The 18045-nt window shown below is 60.9% G+C and carries 15 protein-coding genes; 6 read left to right on the forward strand and 9 right to left on the reverse strand.

Annotated features, from left to right (window positions below):
- Positions 1 to 23: 23 nt before the first annotated feature.
- Positions 24 to 1148 (reverse strand): glycosyltransferase family 4 protein, encoded by a 1125-nt coding sequence (locus tag AC3WOY_RS03710; RefSeq protein ID WP_492421020.1) that lies wholly within the window; start codon positions 1146 to 1148, stop codon positions 24 to 26.
- A 490-nt stretch (positions 1149 to 1638) separates the two neighbouring features.
- Here AC3WOY_RS03710 and AC3WOY_RS03715 point away from each other — a divergent pair, with 490 nt between their 5' ends.
- Entirely contained in the window at positions 1639 to 2502 is an 864-nt protein-coding gene (locus AC3WOY_RS03715; protein ID WP_492421021.1) for a PEP-CTERM sorting domain-containing protein, read from the forward strand.
- A 58-nt stretch (positions 2503 to 2560) separates the two neighbouring features.
- On the opposite strand, the gene AC3WOY_RS03720 is transcribed toward AC3WOY_RS03715, so the two are convergent.
- From AC3WOY_RS03720 to AC3WOY_RS03730, 3 genes are all read right to left on the reverse strand, one after another.
- Positions 2561 to 3844 (reverse strand): glycerate kinase type-2 family protein, encoded by a 1284-nt coding sequence (locus AC3WOY_RS03720; RefSeq protein ID WP_492421022.1) that lies wholly within the window; start codon positions 3842 to 3844, stop codon positions 2561 to 2563.
- Between the two features lie 14 nt (positions 3845 to 3858).
- A complete protein-coding gene (locus AC3WOY_RS03725; protein WP_492429173.1) occupies positions 3859 to 4764 on the reverse strand; it encodes a Bug family tripartite tricarboxylate transporter substrate binding protein in 906 nt (301 codons plus the stop codon).
- Between the two features lie 124 nt (positions 4765 to 4888).
- Complete coding sequence (locus AC3WOY_RS03730) at positions 4889 to 5980, reverse strand: tartrate dehydrogenase (RefSeq protein ID WP_492421023.1); 1092 nt, start codon at positions 5978 to 5980, stop codon at positions 4889 to 4891.
- Between the two features lie 98 nt (positions 5981 to 6078).
- On the opposite strand from AC3WOY_RS03730, the gene AC3WOY_RS03735 reads away from it, so the two are divergent.
- Complete coding sequence (locus AC3WOY_RS03735; protein WP_492421024.1) at positions 6079 to 7023, forward strand: LysR family transcriptional regulator; 945 nt, start codon at positions 6079 to 6081, stop codon at positions 7021 to 7023.
- Between the two features lie 74 nt (positions 7024 to 7097).
- Here the strand turns inward: AC3WOY_RS03735 and AC3WOY_RS03740 are convergent, their stop codons facing one another.
- Positions 7098 to 8300 (reverse strand): glycoside hydrolase family 16 protein, encoded by a 1203-nt coding sequence (locus AC3WOY_RS03740; protein ID WP_492421025.1) that lies wholly within the window; start codon positions 8298 to 8300, stop codon positions 7098 to 7100.
- Between the two features lie 267 nt (positions 8301 to 8567).
- Complete coding sequence (locus AC3WOY_RS03745) at positions 8568 to 9476, reverse strand: glycoside hydrolase family 16 protein (RefSeq protein WP_492421026.1); 909 nt, start codon at positions 9474 to 9476, stop codon at positions 8568 to 8570.
- Between the two features lie 292 nt (positions 9477 to 9768).
- Between AC3WOY_RS03745 and AC3WOY_RS03750 the strand changes: the two genes are divergently transcribed.
- On the forward strand, positions 9769 to 10068 hold the full coding sequence (locus AC3WOY_RS03750) for a DUF504 domain-containing protein (RefSeq protein ID WP_492421027.1): 300 nt from the start codon (positions 9769 to 9771) through the stop codon (positions 10066 to 10068).
- Between the two features lie 34 nt (positions 10069 to 10102).
- Here AC3WOY_RS03750 and AC3WOY_RS03755 read toward each other — a convergent pair whose 3' ends face one another.
- Positions 10103 to 11173: a flavodoxin family protein gene (locus tag AC3WOY_RS03755; protein ID WP_492421028.1), complete on the reverse strand. Its 1071-nt coding sequence runs from the start codon at positions 11171 to 11173 to the stop codon at positions 10103 to 10105.
- Positions 11174 to 11271: 98 nt separating this feature from the next.
- Entirely contained in the window at positions 11272 to 12555 is a 1284-nt protein-coding gene (locus AC3WOY_RS03760) for a phospholipase D-like domain-containing protein (RefSeq protein ID WP_492421029.1), read from the reverse strand.
- Positions 12556 to 12785: 230 nt separating this feature from the next.
- Here AC3WOY_RS03760 and AC3WOY_RS03765 point away from each other — a divergent pair, with 230 nt between their 5' ends.
- Positions 12786 to 13265, forward strand: coding sequence for a cache domain-containing protein (locus AC3WOY_RS03765; RefSeq protein WP_492421030.1), 480 nt, complete (start codon positions 12786 to 12788; stop codon positions 13263 to 13265).
- Between the two features lie 232 nt (positions 13266 to 13497).
- On the opposite strand, the gene AC3WOY_RS03770 is transcribed toward AC3WOY_RS03765, so the two are convergent.
- On the reverse strand, positions 13498 to 13830 hold the full coding sequence (locus tag AC3WOY_RS03770) for a hypothetical protein (protein ID WP_492421031.1): 333 nt from the start codon (positions 13828 to 13830) through the stop codon (positions 13498 to 13500).
- 182 nt (positions 13831 to 14012) lie between these two features.
- Between AC3WOY_RS03770 and katG the strand changes: the two genes are divergently transcribed.
- Positions 14013 to 16271, forward strand: a complete 2259-nt coding sequence (katG, locus tag AC3WOY_RS03775; RefSeq protein ID WP_492421032.1) for a catalase/peroxidase HPI — start codon at positions 14013 to 14015, stop codon at positions 16269 to 16271.
- A gap of 207 nt (positions 16272 to 16478) precedes the next feature.
- Positions 16479 to 17864: a KAP family P-loop NTPase fold protein gene (locus AC3WOY_RS03780; RefSeq protein ID WP_492421033.1), complete on the forward strand. Its 1386-nt coding sequence runs from the start codon at positions 16479 to 16481 to the stop codon at positions 17862 to 17864.
- Positions 17865 to 18045 lie beyond the last annotated feature (181 nt).

An 18045-nucleotide genomic window follows, 5' to 3' on the forward strand; every position in this document is an offset into this window, starting at 1 on the left:
CAGTCCATGCCTGAGCATCGGCATCAGGCTGCTTCGCGGATCTTTCCCTGCTCGCCCGGGGCGAGCGCGAAGCGGCAGGCATCCACCACGCCTTGCGCCGCGTTATCGAAGGTGTATTTCCGGACGAGCGCAAGGCTGCGCCGCGAAAAACGATCCCACTTGTCCGGCTGCGACAGCAGTGCCGCCGCATGTTCCGCCCAGAGGTCCGCCTCCAGCGGGCAGACATGGCCGTTCTCGCCATCGACCACCAGTTCGCCGGCCACGCCGGCATGCGGCGTCACGAGCACCGGCAGTCCGGCGGCGCATGCTTCGTTTGCGACCACGCCCCACACATCGGCATGGGTCGGAAAAAGGAAGATGCGCGCCGAACGGTACAGCCCCGGCAATTCCTTCTGCAGGGCAAAGCCGTGGAAATGCGCATCCACCGCACCGGCCATCCGCGCCGCCGCTTCCCTGACCTGTTCCTCTTCGCTGCCGGAGCCGGCGAAGAGGATGCTGGTCTTCCGTCCCAGCCTGCGTGCCGTCGCCCGCGCCACTTCCAGCGCGAACATCGGTCCTTTCTCTGGAACGATGCGGCCCGAAAAGATGAAGTCGAACTTCGCGCCGGCCGGTCCCTCCGCATCCTGGTAGGCATCGTTGTCGATGCACAGGTAGGACTTGAAGCACCGCTCCGCCGGCACGCCATAGCTCTCGAACAGCGCCTGTCCTCCCATGCTGGCGGAAAGGAACGCGGCCGACCGTCCATACACCATGCGGCGCACCAGCTTGTGCACCCTGCTCAAGCGCAACTCCGACTGATAGGTGCCGTCGGTCAACGGCACATGCGGAATCCCCTTGAACCATGCATAGGCAAACGCATACAGCTGCGTCGGATTCAATCCATCATTGACGATCACGTCCGGGGCGAATCGCTTCAGCGCCAGGACGACATCCGGGTTGTTGTGGATGTAGCGCCCCTTGACGGTGGAAATGCGCTCGCGCAGGAAGCAGTGGTCGAAGTCGAACGGTGGCAGGTCCCATTTCCGGTTCGGCTCGCGCCGCGCGCAGAAAATGACCTGCAAGGTAATCCCGGGCATGTGCCCCACTCTCTGGAATACGGGAATACGATACGGCGGCGGCTCATTCGTGACGATAGCGAGTCTTGTCATGGGCTAATCTTATTGGGTGCAGCCGGCCGAAAGATGACGAAAATCATAAAAGGCCCGGAACGCAGTCAAACAGGAGCCGGAACGGTCATGGCGAACAAGGAGTGTCGCGCCTGCGCAGCATCATCGGCGGCAAGTTACCTCGGGCCAACGTTTCGCAGGCCTCCTTCTTCAGGAAGTGTATAGGTGGCGAAACAAGGGGTGCTGACGCAAGTCATGTTTTCGCAGCCGCCTGCGCCAAGTCGAAAAATGCCGCCACAACGAAACCGGAAGTAACATTTCTCTTATGCAACACCCCTATTTCCAGTTAGACATCTTGTCGGAAAATTTAACACTTGGTCCCGAAAAATCGCCCATAAGAAACATAAGGGATTGAAATAAAACAAGTTTCCATTACAGGCCCGGAAAATGCTTGCTGGAAAACCGACTTTCAGGAAGAACAATTATGAACACTCTGTATAAATTATTTCCAGCTCTGGCCTTGGGGCTTTCCGTGGCATCCGCCCATGCAGCACCGCCGCCGCCATCGTCCCCCACCCCCATTACCAACACGGGAACGTGTACGCTGGATTCGGTCGTGATCAGCACCATGACCAGCAGCATCACCAATACGGCCGTCCCGCTTCCGCCGGGCGGCATCAACTCGACACATTGCTTTGGCGTCATTGCCGGCAATGATGCACAGGGCGGAACCAACTCCCCGAGCCCCAACCTGGGCTACCTCGGCGACGGTCTTCTCAACGGCGGCATCATCAAGGATGGAAACGTCCAGAAGTATGTCGACCCCGGCGTCTTCCTGGTCGACGGATCGACCTACCAGCCGCTGCAGGATCCCAACAGCGCTGTCGACCCGGGCTGGATCATGCTGGGCAAGATGGAAAGCAGCCTCGGGACGATGAACGGCTACACCGTCACCAACGGCAGCACGACGCTGGATATCGATTCCGTGCTGACGTTCAACATGAATCTCAATGGCACCTGGTCGTTGCAGATCGACGCCGATATCGTCGATACGCTGACCAACGCCGGCCTGTTCGACCGCAGCTTCTTCGACCAGCTTGCATTCGTCTTCAAGGCAGGCAGCGGCGCCAACGACAAGGACGGCGGCTGGGCCATCTATGACTTCAACTTCAACACACTGTTGAACGCGTTTCCGGGAGCATTCGACCTGACGCAGCCCTACTCCTTCACAGGGACGTGGAACACGGATGACTTCGACGGCAAAGCCATTTCGCATATGAGCCTGTGGGCACGCGACCCGCTCAACACCACCACCGTGGTGCCCGTGCCGGGAACGGTACTGTTGCTCGGCATCGGCCTGCTGGCACTCGGCTTCATGCGGAGAAAATACCAGTAAGGTTTTTTCCCCTCGTCCAATTCAACCCGCCTTCATGGCGGGTTTGTTTTTTCCGCCCTCAGAACTGGCCGGCGGTGATGATAATGGCTCGAAAATCGTTCACATTCGTGAGGGTCGGCCCGGTGATGACCGAATCTCCAAGCGCCTCGAAATATCCGTGCCCATCGTTTTGCGCGAGGCGCTCGGATGGACGCATGCCCATTTCCCAGCCGCGAGCCAGCGTGTCAGGACCGATGATCGCGCCGGCAATCTCTTCCTGACCGTCCACGCCGTCGGTGTCGCCGGCCAGCGCATACACCCCTGGCTGACCATTGAGGGCCTGCGCCAGAGCGAGCAGGAATTCGACGTTGCGTCCTCCGCGTCCGGCACCGCGCACGGTTACGGTCGTTTCGCCTCCCGACAGCAAAATGCACGGCGCGGAAAACGGCTGGCCGTGACGGACGACCTGATGCGCAATGCCGGCCATGACCTTCGCGACATCGCGTGCCTCTCCCTCGATGCTGTCGCCCAGGATATGCACCGGCAGCCCGGCGCTTTGCGCCACCGCCGCGGCGGCCTGCAGTGCAATCTGCGGATTCGTGATGATGCGTGTCTGTATGCCGGCCAGACGCGCATCGCCGGGCTTGACCGTTTCCGCGTCTCCGCTGTGCAGCAGCGCCAGCACGCTGGCCGGGACCTCGATGCCATAGCGATGAATGATGGCGAGCGCATCCGCGCATGTTGTCGGATCGCCGACTGTCGGCCCCGACGCGATATCGACCGGATCGTCTCCCGGCACGTCGGAAACGAGCAGCGTCACGACTTTCGCCGGATAACACGCCGCAGCCAGGCGTCCGCCCTTGATGGCGGACAGGTGGCGCCGTACGCAATTCATTTCCGAGATGGTGGCGCCGCTCGCCAGCAGCGCCCGGTTGACTGCCTGCTTGTCCGCGAAGCTGATGCCTGGAGCGGGAAGCGACAGCAGCGCCGAGCCACCACCGGAGATCAGGCATAGCACGAGGTCTTCCGGGCTGAGCCCGCGCACCATCTCCAGCATGCGTTCGGCCGCGCGATGGCCGGCCTGGTCGGGCACGGGATGCGCAGCTTCCACGACTTCAATGCGGCTGCACCGCGCACCGTGGCCATAACGCGTGACGACCAGCCCGGATAGCTCGCCGTCCCAGTGCTGCTCGACGACCCTCGCCATTTCCGCGGATGCCTTGCCGGCGCCGACGACGATGACACGCCCTGCCGGACGCGCCGGCAGATGCTGCGGCAGGCAGCGGGCCGGCTGTGCCGCTGCGATCGCCGCATCGAACATGGCGCGCAGCTGCTTCCGGGCTTGTTGGGACGAGATCTCCATCACTGTTGATCGCTTTATTCGATCGTGACCTTGGCTTCCTTGACCAGTTTCGCAAAGCGGTCCGTGTCATCCTTGATCTGGGTAGCCATCTGCGCCGGCGTGCTGCCGATCGGTTCTGCGCCCATCTCCTCCATCTTCTTCTTGAACTCCGGCGACTTGACGATCTTCACGATCTCGGTGTTCAGGCGCGTGACGATGTCCTTGGGCGTCGCCGCAGGCGCCAGCACGCCGAACCAGGTACCGAGGTCGAATCCCTTGAGGCCCGCCTCGTCCAGCGTCGGTACATCGGGCAGAGCGGCAGAACGCTTGGCCGTGGTGACCGCCAGCGGACGCAGCTTGCCCGCCTTGATGTGCGACAGCACCGGCGGAATCGTGTCGAACGACATATCCACTTGCCCACCCAGCAAATCGATGGTCAGGGGCGCGCTGCCCTTGTAGGGCACGTGCAGCAGCTGCACGCCGCCCATGCGTTCGAACTGCGCACCGATCAGGTGCTGGCCGGTGCCGTTGCCGTTCGATCCGTAGGTGAACTTTCCGGGAGAAGCTTTGGCCGCCGCCAGCAGGTCCGTCACGTTCTTGGCCGGCATGTTCGGATTCACCACGAGGACATTGGGTACCAATGCCAGCAGCGTCACGGGTGTCAGGTCTTTCTGGAAATCGTAGGGCAGCTTTTTGTAGACGCTGGTCGCAATCGTGTGATGGACCGCGCCGACCAGCAGCGTGTAGCCGTCCGGCTTCGCCTTGGCCACGTAGTCCGCACCCAGGGTTGCCCCCGCGCCACCCTTGTTTTCCACGATCACCGGTTGTCCGATCGCCTTGGACAATTCCTGGCCGACCGCGCGTGCCAGCACGTCGGTCGTGCCGCCGGTCGCGAACGGAACGATGATATTGATCGGCTTGGCCGGCCAGGTTTGCGCCATGGCGCTGCCGCCGGCCAGGCCGATGGCGAGGATGCTTGCCTGAAGAATGGAAGTGATCTGGGGAATAGTCTTGCGCATGCTTGTCTCCTGGTTTGGTCGTTGAGCTCTCTGGCTCAGGTTGCTCTCACGCTGCCTTGGCGCCCGGGGCGCTGGCACGGATGCGGTTGCACACTGCTTCTGTCACCTGTGCCGTCGTGGCCTTGCCGCCGAGGTCGCCGGTATGGAGCGACGGGTTGGCCGTGACCTGCTCGACGGCGTCCATCAGCATGCGTGCAGCCTGCGCTTCGCCCAGGTGTTCCAGCAGCATCACGCAGCTCCAGAACGTGCCGACGGGATTGGCGAGGCCCTTGCCCATGATGTCGAAGGCGGAACCGTGGATAGGCTCGAACATGCTCGGGTAGCGGCGCTCCGGGTCGATGTTGCCGGTGGGGGCGATGCCGAGGCTGCCGGCCAGCGCGGCGGCGAGGTCGCTGAGGATGTCCGCATGCAGGTTCGTGGCGACCAGCGTATCCAGCGACGCGGGACGGTTGACCATGCGCGCGGTGGCGGCATCGACGAGTTCCTTGTCCCACTTCACATCGGGGAACTCTTTGGAAACCTGGAGCGCGACCTCGTCCCACATCACCATCGCATGGCGCTGCGCATTCGACTTGGTGACGACCGTCAGCAGCTTGCGCGGACGGGACTGCGCGAGCCTGAATGCGTAGCGCATGATGCGCTCGACGCCCGCACGCGTCATCACCGAGAGGTCGGTGGCGACTTCAATCGGATGTCCCTGGTGGGCGCGGCCGCCGACGCCGGCATATTCGCCCTCGGAGTTTTCGCGCACGATGACCCAGTTCAGGTCTTCCGGCTTGCAACGTTTCAACGGTGCATCGATGCCGGGCAGGATACGCGTCGGGCGCACGTTGGCGTACTGGTCGAAGCCCTGGCAGATCTTCAGGCGCAGTCCCCAGAGCGTGATGTGGTCGGGGATATCCGGATCGCCGGCGGAACCGAAGAGAATCGCATCCTTGTCGCGCAAGGCATCCAGGCCGTTCGCCGGCATCATCTCGCCGTGCTTGCGGTACCAGTCCCCGCCCCAGCCATAGGAAGTGAACTCGAAACGGTAGGCATTCTGCGTGGAAGCCAGCGCCTCCAGTACGGCTTGCCCGGCGGGAATCACTTCCTTGCCGATGCCGTCGCCGGGGATGCATGCAATCTTGTAGGTCTTCATGGTGTCGTCTCAGTGAGGTTGAAGTGGAGCCCACTATAAGACTTGCACGGAGAAATAAATGGACATAAAGTTGAGCCATATTTAACTTTGGATTAACAATGTCCACGCCCGCGACCGCCCCTTCCGAGATGGCCTTTTTCAGCCTGCTGGTGCGCGCCGGCAGCTTCTCCGCGGCTGCCCGGGAGATGAATGTGACGACCGCCGCCGTCAGCAAGCGGATGAGCCAGATGGAGGCGCGGCTGGGCGCCCAGCTGCTTCACCGGACGACGCGGCGCATCGGCCTCACGCCCGAAGGCGAGATGTATCTCGCCAATGCGCGCCGCATCCTGGCCGAGATCGACGACATGGAGCAGATGATCAGCGGCGCGGTGAAAGCGCCGAAGGGATTGCTGCGCGTGAACGCCACGCTGGGTTTCGGCCGCAGCCACATCGCCCCGCTGGTGTCCGCCTTCATCAAGCGTCATCCGGACGTGCAGGTGCAGCTCCAGCTCACCGTCGATCCGCCGCTGCTGGTCGAGGATGCGTACGACGTCTGCATCCGGTTCGGGGAGCCGCCCGATACCCGCGTGATCGCCCGCCGCATCGCATCGAACCGCCGCCTCATCTGCGGCGCCCCCGCCTATCTCGAGCGGCACGGCACGCCGCGCGTGCCCAATGACCTGGCGCAGCACAATTGCATCGGCATCCGCCAGGGCGAGGAAGGCTATGGCATCTGGCACCTGACGGCGGGCCAGCGGACGGAAACGGTGAAGGTGCGCGGCGGACTCAGCACCAACGATGGCGGCATCGCCGTGCAATGGGCGCTCGAAGGACACGGGCTCCTGATGCGCGCCGAATGGGATATCGCGAAGTATCTCGAGAGTGGAAGGCTGCGGCAGGTCCTGCCCAACTGGCAGACGCCGCCCGCGGACATTTATGCGGTGTTTCCGTACCAGGTGCAGACTGCGGCGCGTGTGCGCGCGTTCGTCGATTTCGTGGCGGCGGCCTTTTCCGAGTCGACGCCGCTCAGCAAGGAAGTGGCGAAGTGGTCCTGGAGCGGATGAACAGGCAGTACCCGGAAACGACAAGGCCACCGGTTGTGCCCGGTGGCCTTGCTTCCTACAGCATCACGCGATGATTACTTGAAGCGCCATGCGCGGATGTAGTTCACCTCGTAGGAGTTCGACTTGCCTTGCGGGGTCGAATCGTCCGGGTTGCCGGAGGCGGAGCCGTACCACAGGTCCAGCATCAGGTACATCGGGTCGCTGAAGGTGGTGTTCAGCACCAGGACTTCCTTGCCGTCGAAGTAGTAGGTCTGCTTGTTCGGCTCCCACTTCACTGCGTACTTGTGGAAGCCTTCCGACAGGTCCATGCCGGTGTCGTACTGGCGGGTGCCGACCAGCTCGTTCGGGCCCTTCCAGACCGTCGGCGCATACGCGGTAGGATGAGCGACGCCATTGGAGTCGTTGAAGCCCCACGGTGCTGCACCGCCTGCGTACGCTTCCATCACGTCCATCTCGGGGCGCTCTGCACCGATGTGGTTGAACAGCCAGAACGCGGGCCAGGTGCCCTTGCCGACCGGGAGCTTGGCTTCGATCTCGAAGTAGCCGTAGGTCTGGTAGTACTTGCCGTCGGTGTCGATGGTGCGGTTGAAGAAGTTGCCGGATGCATCGCGCTGCGGCCAGATCTTCAGCTTGCCGTCTTCGACCGTGTAGTTCTTGGTCGCGTTGGAGGTCTCGTACCAGATGTGGTCATTCCACACGCTGGTGTTGAAGCCGCTGTTGAATTCGTCAGCGAAAGTCAGCTCATAGGCGCTCGCGCTCTGCCCGAAAGGCGTCGGAGATGTGCCGCTGGCCGGTGCTTCTGCCGGGGTGGTTGCTGCCTGCTGCTGCGTGGATGCGGCGCCCGACACTTCGCACGTCTTCTGGGTGCCGAATGCGGGATCGCCGAAGACGGTGTTGTTGCAGGCGATCGAACCGGTCGCGGTACGCGTGGCCCACTTGTCGCCGGCGCCGTAACGCACTTCCTTCGTACCCTCGAACGTACAGGTGCTGTTCTCTGTCGCGCACTGCGACCAGGCGGATGCCGGTGCCACGGTCGAGGTGCCAGTCGTGGTAGTGGTCGTCGAGGAGGACGAGCTGGAGCCTGTGCTATTGGTGCCGTCTACGGAGGTCGTGCCGGTGCCTTGTGCTGCCGACGCTTCTACGCCTGCGGAGTTGGTGGACGTACCCGTGCCGGCATCGGTGCCGGAGCCGCCACCGCCGCATGCGGCGAGAAGGACTGCGGCAGCTGCGCAGGAAAGTGCGGACATCGAGAAGCGCTGGAGTGACAAGGTTTGCATGTGGGGATCTCCTTATTCGGAAAGTTGGGCCGATCATTCTCATCGGCAAGCTTTCATCAGAGCATTGCCCCTCAGAAATGGTTCCGCAAAAAAACTACACATGGGGAAATATTTCTTGTGATCACTTGCATGCGGTATGCATTTGGAATACGCACTTCGCAACATGCAAGGCGCTATCGATGCAAGAGTGGAATCCACAATGCAAAAAGGCCGGCATTGCTGCCGGCCCCTGCATATGCGTGAAGGCTGTGCTTCACATGCGCTGCATCACTTGAACTTCCATGCACGCACGTAGTTGACCTCGAACGAGTTCTGCTTGCCCTGCGGCGTCGAATCGTCCGGCGTGCCCGACGCGCTGCCGTACCACAGGTCCAGCATCAGGTACATCGGATCGCCCATCGTCGTGTTCACCACCAGCACTTCCTTGCCGTCGAAGTAGTAGGTCTGCTTGTTCGGTTCCCACTTCACCGCATACTTGTGGAAGCCTTCCGACAGGTCCATCCCGGTGTCGTACTGGCGCGTGCCCACCAGTTGGCCTTCGCGGTCGCCCTTCCATACCGTCGGTGCATACGCGGTCGGGTGCGCCACGCCATTCTTGTTCACGCCCCACGGCGCTGCGCCGCCGGCGTACGCTTCCATCACGTCCATCTCCGGACGGCGCTCGTTGATGTGGTTGAACAGCCAGAACGCGGGCCAGGTGCCCTTGCCCACCGGCAGCTTGGCTTCGATCTCGAAGTAACCGTAGGTCTGGTAATACTTGCCGTCGGTGTCGAGCGTGCGGTTGAAGAACTTGCCCGATGCATCGCGCTGCGGCCAGATCTTGAGCTTGCCTTCCTCGACCGCGTAGTTCTTGGTCGCATTGGAGGTCTCGTACCACATGGCGTCATTCCAGAGGCTGCTGTTGAAGCTGTCGAACTCTTCCGTGAAGGTCAACGCATACTGGCTGGCATCCTGGCCGAACGGCGTCTTGCTGTCTGCCGCCGGTGCCTGAACAGCCTCGGGAATGGTGGTTGCGGGAGTGGCGCCGGCCTGGGCGCCGGCATGGGCGGCTGCGGTCGTTTGCGCGGCTGCCGTGGTGTCGGTGCCGCCGCCCCCGCCGCCGCAGGCGATCAAGACCGTCGCGGAGGCGCAACACAGTGTGGAAATAGCGAATCGGTGGAAAGCGATGTTAGCCAAAATTGTTTCTCCTGTTTCGTATTGATGGTAGCCAATCGTTCTTCATGGCAAGCGGGGGTAGGAGCTTGCGCTTCGGAAAATGGTTCCGGAAATCACCGAAATTCAGGAGAGTTTTTTCGTTCTGTGGTGCAAGGGTTAACGGTTTCGTTGGCGTTCGTGCAAAAGACGCCCCATCGCTTTTCTTTATGCCATTGAAGAAACGGCAATCGCCTCGCGTGCGGATTCCGCCGAAGCCATGTCAAACAACGGAGCAAGCAAGAGGCAATTCAAACAAGGAAGCAAGCGCGTCGCCGTGACACCGATCCAGGACATCCTTCATCGCATCCAGTGGGATGAGGAATTTGGCAAGGGCGCATTCATGATCGGTTATTACGATCGCGTGGCCAGGGAGATCCTGCGCGTGCCATTTCGCAAAGTGCATCTCGCGCGCGGCGAGCACTTTTCATTCGATGTGGAAGCAGAAGATGGCACGATGCACATGGTCCCCTTCCATCGTGTGCGCGAAGTCTGGCGCAACGGTGAACTGATCTGGCAGCGACAGGTGGACCGGGATGCAAGCCCGGCAAAAGAAAAACGGAGCGGTCCTATATAGATAGGTGCCGCTCCATTGAAGGGAAGTGTGCGGATTATTTCGGACGCGGACGTTGCAGGCCGCGATCGGGCGCGGATAAGCTGTTCAGCCGAACCTCGTCGATGGCGCGCTTGACCGCACGGGCGACATTGCGCACCTCTTCCTGCACAGCCACATCGCGGTCGAGCGTCTCGTGGCTGTTGGCATAGGATTCGTAATAGCCGATATAGCGGTCCAGCCGTGCCTGGGTGCCTGCATCGATCAGGCCCATCCAGTCGAGCCAGTCCGACAGGGCACGCCGCGTCCCTTCGATGCCCGCCACATCCCCATGGATGACGAGGCCGTACGTGCGTCCGGCGAGGTGCTTGGGATAAGACCATCCCGCCTCTTCGAGAGCCTTCGCCTTTTCGGCATCCTTCCCCGATGTCATGGTGGGATCGGGATTGCCGCCATCTGCGCAGACCAGGCGGTCGATCATGAGCTTCAGCGCGCTCGGCGACTGGTACCAGTACACAGGGGCGAAAATGATGACACCATGGGCCGCAACCCACTTTTCGTAGATCTCCCCCATCCAGTCGTTGGTCTGTCGCAGGGCATGATTGGGATAGCAGCTGCAGGGCCAATGGCACAAGGGCATGGCGGTGGACACACATCCCTTGCATGGGTAGATGTGCCTGTCGTAGTCGGACACGAGCATGCTCAGGTCAAGGACATCCACTTCCAACTTGGAGGTATCGAGAACCTCGCGCGCGATGTGCATCAGCCGGAAACTCTTCGACATCTCGCCGGGACAGGTTCCGTCGTTGCGGTCGGCGCCGCAGATCAGGAGAACGCGTGAAGGCGTGCCCGGATCTTTCTGCCGCGCCTCGGCGGCGATCAGCCTGTCGCGCGCATGCTTCCAGTCCAAAGACAAATCGTACGCGGGATCCGCGAATTCATTTCCCGCCTTGATGGTATGGGCCGTCTTCTTCGTATTGATGTAGATGTCCCAGGCCACTTCCTCCACCTGGGCGACGGCATCGCTGATTGACTCGAAGCCGGGATGCCCGAACGATCCGTAAAAACGCAGGCGGAACTCGTCGCGGGACAGCATTCCGCCATACTGGCCCTTGCGTGGCTTGGTCATGCCGGTCGTCCTTCCTGCGGCAGTGGTTGCGCGCATGCAATGCGAAGCGATGTTGACAGGATGAATAGAGGATTGGCATTCCGGCAAAAGGTTCCCGCTCAGAGGACTTCATTCAGCAGGTAACAGGCATGGTCGACCAGCTTGTGCCAGGGACTGCGCTTGCGCCACTGGTCGAGGCCGATCTCCCTGCATCGCTGCGCATACCGTTCGAAGATGGCGTCCAGCCGCTGCGCCGTCGCCGCATCGCAGATGCCCAGCGTGATCTCGTCATTCGTTTCAAACGAACGATCGTCGAAGTTGCTGGAGCCCACCGCGCTCCACACGCCGTCTATCGTCATCACCTTCTGGTGCAGCAGCGTATCCGGGTACTCGAACAGGCGAACGCCGTTCTTCAGCAGCTTTTCGAAATTGCGGTGGCTGGCATGCTGCACCAGCGGATTGTCGGAAGCGCTGGTCGCCGGAAGGATGACGCGCACATCCACACCGCGCCGCACGGCGTCTCCGAATGCGTCGATCGTTTCCGGTTCGGGGATGAAATACGGATTCTGGATCCAGATGCGTTTTCGCGCGACGCAGATCGCGGCGTGGTGCAGGATCTTCACGGCCGGCGCAGAGCCTTCCGGCTTGACGAAGGCCGCGTGGATCAGCACATCGCCGGCGGGCTCCAGCGGCGGGAAGACCTCGTCGCCCACGAACAGCATGCCCGTTTCGGCGATCCAGTTCTCGGCGAAAGCGGACTGGATGTTGCGCACGATCGGCCCGTGCAAGCGGACACTGATGTCGCCATAGTGCTTGCCGTCGTCCGGACTGCCCAGCCACTCGTCCTTGACGCAGTGACCGCCGACGAAGGCAACCCGGCCGTCGATGATGGCCAGCTTGCGGTGGTCGCGGTCGTTCAGCACGCCAATGTTGTGGAAGCCCTTGCGATGAAAGAACACGACGCTGCATCCCGCCTCTTCCATCTGCCGGCGCACGCTGCGTCCCACCTTCCTGGCGCCGATCGCGTCGAGTATGACGCGCACCGTCCGCCCCCGGCGCGCGGCATCCGACAGGGCGTCGGCGACACGTTGCCCGAGCACGCCCTCCTGCCAGAGGAAGGTTTCGAAGTGCACCGTTTTCCTCGCGGAGCGGATCTCCGCAATGAGCGCGTCGAAGAAGTCTTCGTTCTCCAGGATCTCGACCGCATTGCCATCAAGGGCCGTGCCGTGCGTCAGGCCGGCCAGCGAGGCGATCATCTCCTCGATCGGCGTGTCGCAGTCGATGTTGAGTCTGGGATTGCGATGGCGGCGGATCGACCAGATGCTGAGCGCCAGCAAGACGACGACGGCCAGCAGCGGCAGCCAGAGCACGGATGCCAGCATGTCCCAGAACGAAGAGTTCACGATGCGACTCCGTCAACATTGGCGAAATGAAAAAAGTATAGGCATCGCGCAAGGGAAAGCCCTGTCGAAAAGCAAAAGGCCGTGCCATCGCCGGACGCCGGAATTATCCACAGTCAAGATCCCGCAACACCGGGGGAAACAAACCTTGACGGATTTCGCCCCGCGCTGATACCTTTCCTTAAAGCAATAAAAATACGCTCGTTCGTTTTTATCCACACTCGGAGACACACATGGCAACATTGATGAAAGCAGCAGTGACGGCGGCCCTGGCTATTGCATTCGGCAGCGCCGGCGCGGCGGACAACAAGCAGGAATGCGTGAGCATGGTGAAAAAGGCGGGTGAATTCCTCGCCGCCAACGGCAAGGACAAAACCCTCGCCGAAATCAACAATCCCAAAGGCCAGTTCTCCCACGGCGAGATCTACCTCTTCGCCAGCGACCACGTTCCGAACTGGGATTCGAACAAGGACCGCACCATCACCCTCGCCCACGGCGCCAATCCGAAACTGGTCGGCAAGGACATGACCGACCTGAAGGATGCGGACGGCTTCGCCTTCGTCAAGCGCATGGCCGAAATCGCATCGAGCAAGTCGGGCGAAGGCTGGACCGATTACAAGTGGCCCAACCCGGTGACCAAGGCGATCGAGCCGAAGACCACGTTCACCAAGCGAATCGAACCGCTGGTCCTCAGCTGCGGCGTGTACAAGTAATTTCGGTCGAAGGTGTAGTGACCATCGTCGGCTATCGCTCCCGCAAAACGGCCCGTTACATCGCGGGGCGATTAGGGGGCGCGTTGACGATTTAAGGGCAATCGCCACGAATAGCAGAACAAAGCCACGGTCACGTGGCTTTGTTCTTTTTGGATGCAGGCCATCGTGGTGCTCACATCGCTGTGGCCCAATTGCTCTTGGACGGTACGGATGTCTAGTGGTCTGTCACTCTTTATTTTTCGTCGACGCCCACATGCGGGAAGACAAGTTGGCGTCTAAAACCCTCCCTCGTCATTCCTGCCTTCGCGGGAATGACGGCAAAAAGCTTTTTCACAGCCTCCGACGCATATGCTTGCATGGTGAAAATCGACGAATGACAGCCTACTCGATTAGCTTGCAGTAAATGAGTAGCGACGCTATGCCGCAAGGTATGAATACTGACTTGCTTGCCACTGCCTGCTTGCACTTCCGTCTGTTTCAATGCTCGCTGCAACCGTTCCGGAAACAGATAATGTCGCCGGACAATGTCGGTCTGTGAATCATGGGCGCGAGTCGCGCTCGTCACGTGCAATCGGTTTGGGATGCCTTCAGTTACTCGCGCTATCACGTCAATTGAAAAAAATTTATTGGGCAGTCATTGACAGCAGCCTGCGCTTGCCTACGCTTGAATTTACTGCAGCCTATGCTTGACTTTCTTCCGGCAGAAACTACTCCAAAGAAGTGCCGCGTAACCGATGGAGAATCAATATGTCCGACAAACAACACACCCGAAGTGTCAGCGAAAGCGAAAACCCGGCCATCCCCGCCCCAACGCCAAAGGTCAGCCGGCCGAGGACGGTCAGGGACTGGTGGCCGAACCAGCTGGACCTTTCGATGCTTCACACGCACTCGCACTTGTCTTGCCCATTGGAAGAGGACTTCGACTATGCCGAACAGTTCAAGAGCCTTGACGTCGAGGCGCTGAAGCAGGATCTCATCAAGGCAATGACCACGTCCCAGGATTGGTGGCCGGCCGACTACGGCCACTACGGGCCGTTGCTCATCCGCATGACGTGGCATGCCGCCGGCACCTATCGCATCGCCGATGGCCGCGGCGGCGGCGGTGAAGGCCAGCAGCGGTTTGCTCCGCTTAACAGCTGGCCGGACAACGCCAATCTCGACAAGGCGCGCCGGCTGCTCTGGCCTATCAAGCAGAAGTACGGCCAGAAAATCTCCTGGGCGGATCTGCTGATCCTGGCCGGCAACGTGGCTTATGAATCGATGGGCTTCAAGACGTTCGGCTTCGGTTTCGGCCGGCCCGACGCCTGGGAGCCCGAGGACATCTTCTGGGGCCCCGAGGACACCTGGCTGGGCGACGAGCGCTACAGCGGCGACCGGGAACTCGCCAAACCACTCGCCAACGTGCAAATGGGCCTGATTTACGTGAATCCGGAAGGGCCTGCGGGCAACCCCGATCCGCTCGCTGCCGCCAGGGATATCCGCGAGACCTTCAGCCGTATGGCGATGAACGATGAAGAGACTGTTGCGCTCATCATCGGCGGCCATACGGTCGGCAAGACACATGGTGCTGCGCCGGCGGCTGAGAATGTCGGCCCGGAACCCGAGGGCGCTCCCATCGAGGAGCAGGGCCTGGGCTGGAAGAACAAGTTCGGCAGCGGCAAGGGACCGCATGCGATCACCAGCGGCCTCGAAGGCGCATGGACCAACAATCCGACCAGGTGGGACAATGGATTCCTCGAGAACCTGTTCAAGTACGAGTGGGAGTTGACGACGAGCCCCGCGGGCGCGAAGCAGTGGAAACCCAAGAATCCTGAGGCGAAAGACACCGTGCCGGATGCGCACGACCCGTCGAAGCGGCATACGCCGACGATGCTGACGACAGACCTGTCGCTGCGTATGGATCCGATCTACGGGCCGATTGCGAAGCGCTTCCACGACAACCCGGACCAGCTCGAGGACGCGTTTGCCAAAGCCTGGTTCAAGCTGCTTCACCGCGACATGGGTCCCCGCTCACGCTATCTGGGCCCCTGGGTTCCGGAGCCGCAGCTTTGGCAAGACCCGGTACCACCTGTCGATCATGAGCTGATCAACGAGCAGGATATCGCCGCCCTCAAGGGCACGGTCCTCAAATCGGGTCTGTCTGTCCCCGAGCTGGTTTCCACGGCCTGGGGAGCCGCTGCCTGCTTCCGTGACACCGATAAACGTGGCGGCGCCAACGGCGCGCGGATCCGCCTGGCTCCGCAAAAGGATTGGGAGTCCAACGAGCCACCCCGGCTGGCCAAGGTGCTGACAACCCTCGAACAGATCCGGAAGGACTTCAACGGCGCGCAATCCGGCGGCGGCAAGAAGGTTTCGCTTGCCGATCTGATCGTCCTCGGCGGGTGCGCTGCCGTCGAGGAAGCGGCCAGAAAGGCGGGATACAACATTACCGTGCCGTTCGCGCCGGGCCGCACCGATGCCTCGCAGGAGCAGACGGATGAGAATATCTTTGATGTGCTCGAACCGACCGGCGATGGGTTCCGCAACTATTTCCGAGCGGAAGACCCGCTATCGCCGGAGACCCGTCTCCTGGACCGGGCCAACCTCCTGAAGCTGACCGCGCCCCAGATGACGGTTCTCGTAGGCGGCATGCGCGTGCTCGATGCGAACCACGGGCAAACGAAGCACGGCGTGTTCACCGACCGGCCCGGCACGTTAACCAACGACTTCTTTGTGAACCTGCTCGACATCGGCACGGCATGGAGACCCTCCGCCTCGGACGAGAATGTGTACGAGGGCAGCGATCGCGCTACGGGCAAGCCGAAGTGGACCGCGACCGCCGCTGATCTCGTCTTCGGCGCGCATTCTCAACTGCGCGCGCTGGCCGAGGTCTATGCGTGCGACGACGCGAAGGAGAAGTTCGTGCGCGACTTCGCGGCGGCATGGAACAAGGTCATGGAGCTTGATCGCTTCGACCTGATCCGGGGGAACAGCCGACGCGCGGCTGCGGCCAAGGCGATCTGCTGAACGCGTTACCAGTACCGCAGCCACAAACGCAGGCGATCCTCTCGAGGGGCGCCTGCGCCTGCTTGCGCGGGAACACGGAAGTGGAACGACGAACAGAACATCCGGTGCGGTGTCCCCTATGCCGCCGGGCGCCTCTCGCCATGTTCCTGCGACGGTTCGCCTGGCGACCTGCGGCCGCATCAGGTTTGTCGAATGAGCGAGACATCGATGGACAAGCAAATCAAGACGTCGCCGCCAGTAGCACTTCCAAGAACCGACTTCGTCAATGGGCAAGCATTTGCGGGCGATTTGTTCCAGCGAAAGCAGCATGCCGAACGCTTGACTGGTTATCTTGAGCGGCTGCGAGAAGGTGCTGTGTTAGCGATTGATGCGCCCTGGGGCGATGGAAAAACCTGGTTCGGCCGGAATTGGGCAGCCTATCTCCAAGAGGCGGGACATCAGGTCGCGTTTATCGACGCGTTTGAGCAAGACGACGTCGAGGATCCATTTTTGCTCATGGCGGCGGAAATTGCCGATGTACTGGATAACGGTCCAGGGTCCGTCCGAGGGCTACGCGAGAAAGCGGCCAGCGTGATGAAGGCGATTTTGCCCGTCGAGACCAGGACCGTAATCAATATTGCCGGGCGATGGATGCCGGGATCGGCCGACTTGTCTGCGGATATTCAGGAAGCAGCCGAGGTCGCTGGTGAGAGCGCAGCGGACGAAGCGGGCAAATGGATCGAAAAGAAACTGGAAAATCATGCGAATGAAAAGGCGTCATTTCAGCATTTCCGAACCGAACTGGCAGCGTTTGCTGCAAGTCAGCCAAAATCGGTGGTGTTGTTCATCGACGAACTGGATAGGTGCCCGCCGATGTTCGCGCTCAAGCTCATCGAGCGGCTGAAGCACTTTTTCGACGTGCCGAACCTGGTCTTCGTGTTGTTGATCAGTCGGGATCAACTGCACCAGGCGATCGGTGGAATGTATGGCCTCGATACCGACGCGGCGACTTACCTGGGTAAATTCGTTAACTTTTTCTTTGCCCTGCCGAAGAGGATCTACGGCGACGCCCTGGGCAGCAACCACGTTGCAGAATATGTAGAACATGTCTTGAATCGCTACGACTTTGACGATTCCGGCGGCCCGGCAATTTTCAAGACCTTCTTCACTTGGACGGCCGCTTGGTTCAACTTGTCTATGCGCGACATTGAACGAGCGGTCGCGTTGTACGCCTTCGCGTATCCGGTCGAACAGCACAACTACCTGTTGGCCTACGTGATCACGCTGAAAATCGGAAAACCAGACCTCTTTCGGCGCCTGCGAAACGGGGAAGACCTCAACGCGCATCGGGAAGCGCTGGATTATCTTAAATCGATACGCGCAAGAACCACGATTTCGCAGCCGTACCGTTATCTGGCGCTTTTAATGGAATGGCATGAAGGGCATATCAATGGATTTTCAATGATCGGTGAAACGTTCACTCTTCTGCTAAGGGAGTATAACCAAAGGTCAGGAGAGCCACTCTTGGGGCGCGACTTGCAGTACGAAGAGTTGTGGGATGCACAGCGGAGATTGTTTCAATTGTTGGCGGAAAGAATTGACGGAACGAATTGACTTGCCAATCAAATTTAATCCAACGTAATACAGACGCCATGGGCTCGTTCGACCAGTTCACTCGGCGATTCCGGCCAACCCACGTGCAAACAGAGGCGGCCATTCTGCAAGCAGCCCGACTGCAGCCGGGCCGCGTCTTGATGCAAAGATGCGCTGCCTGAGGTTTGTCCGCAACACCGAT

Source organism: Noviherbaspirillum sp. FW303-A3 (genome assembly GCF_058788695.1).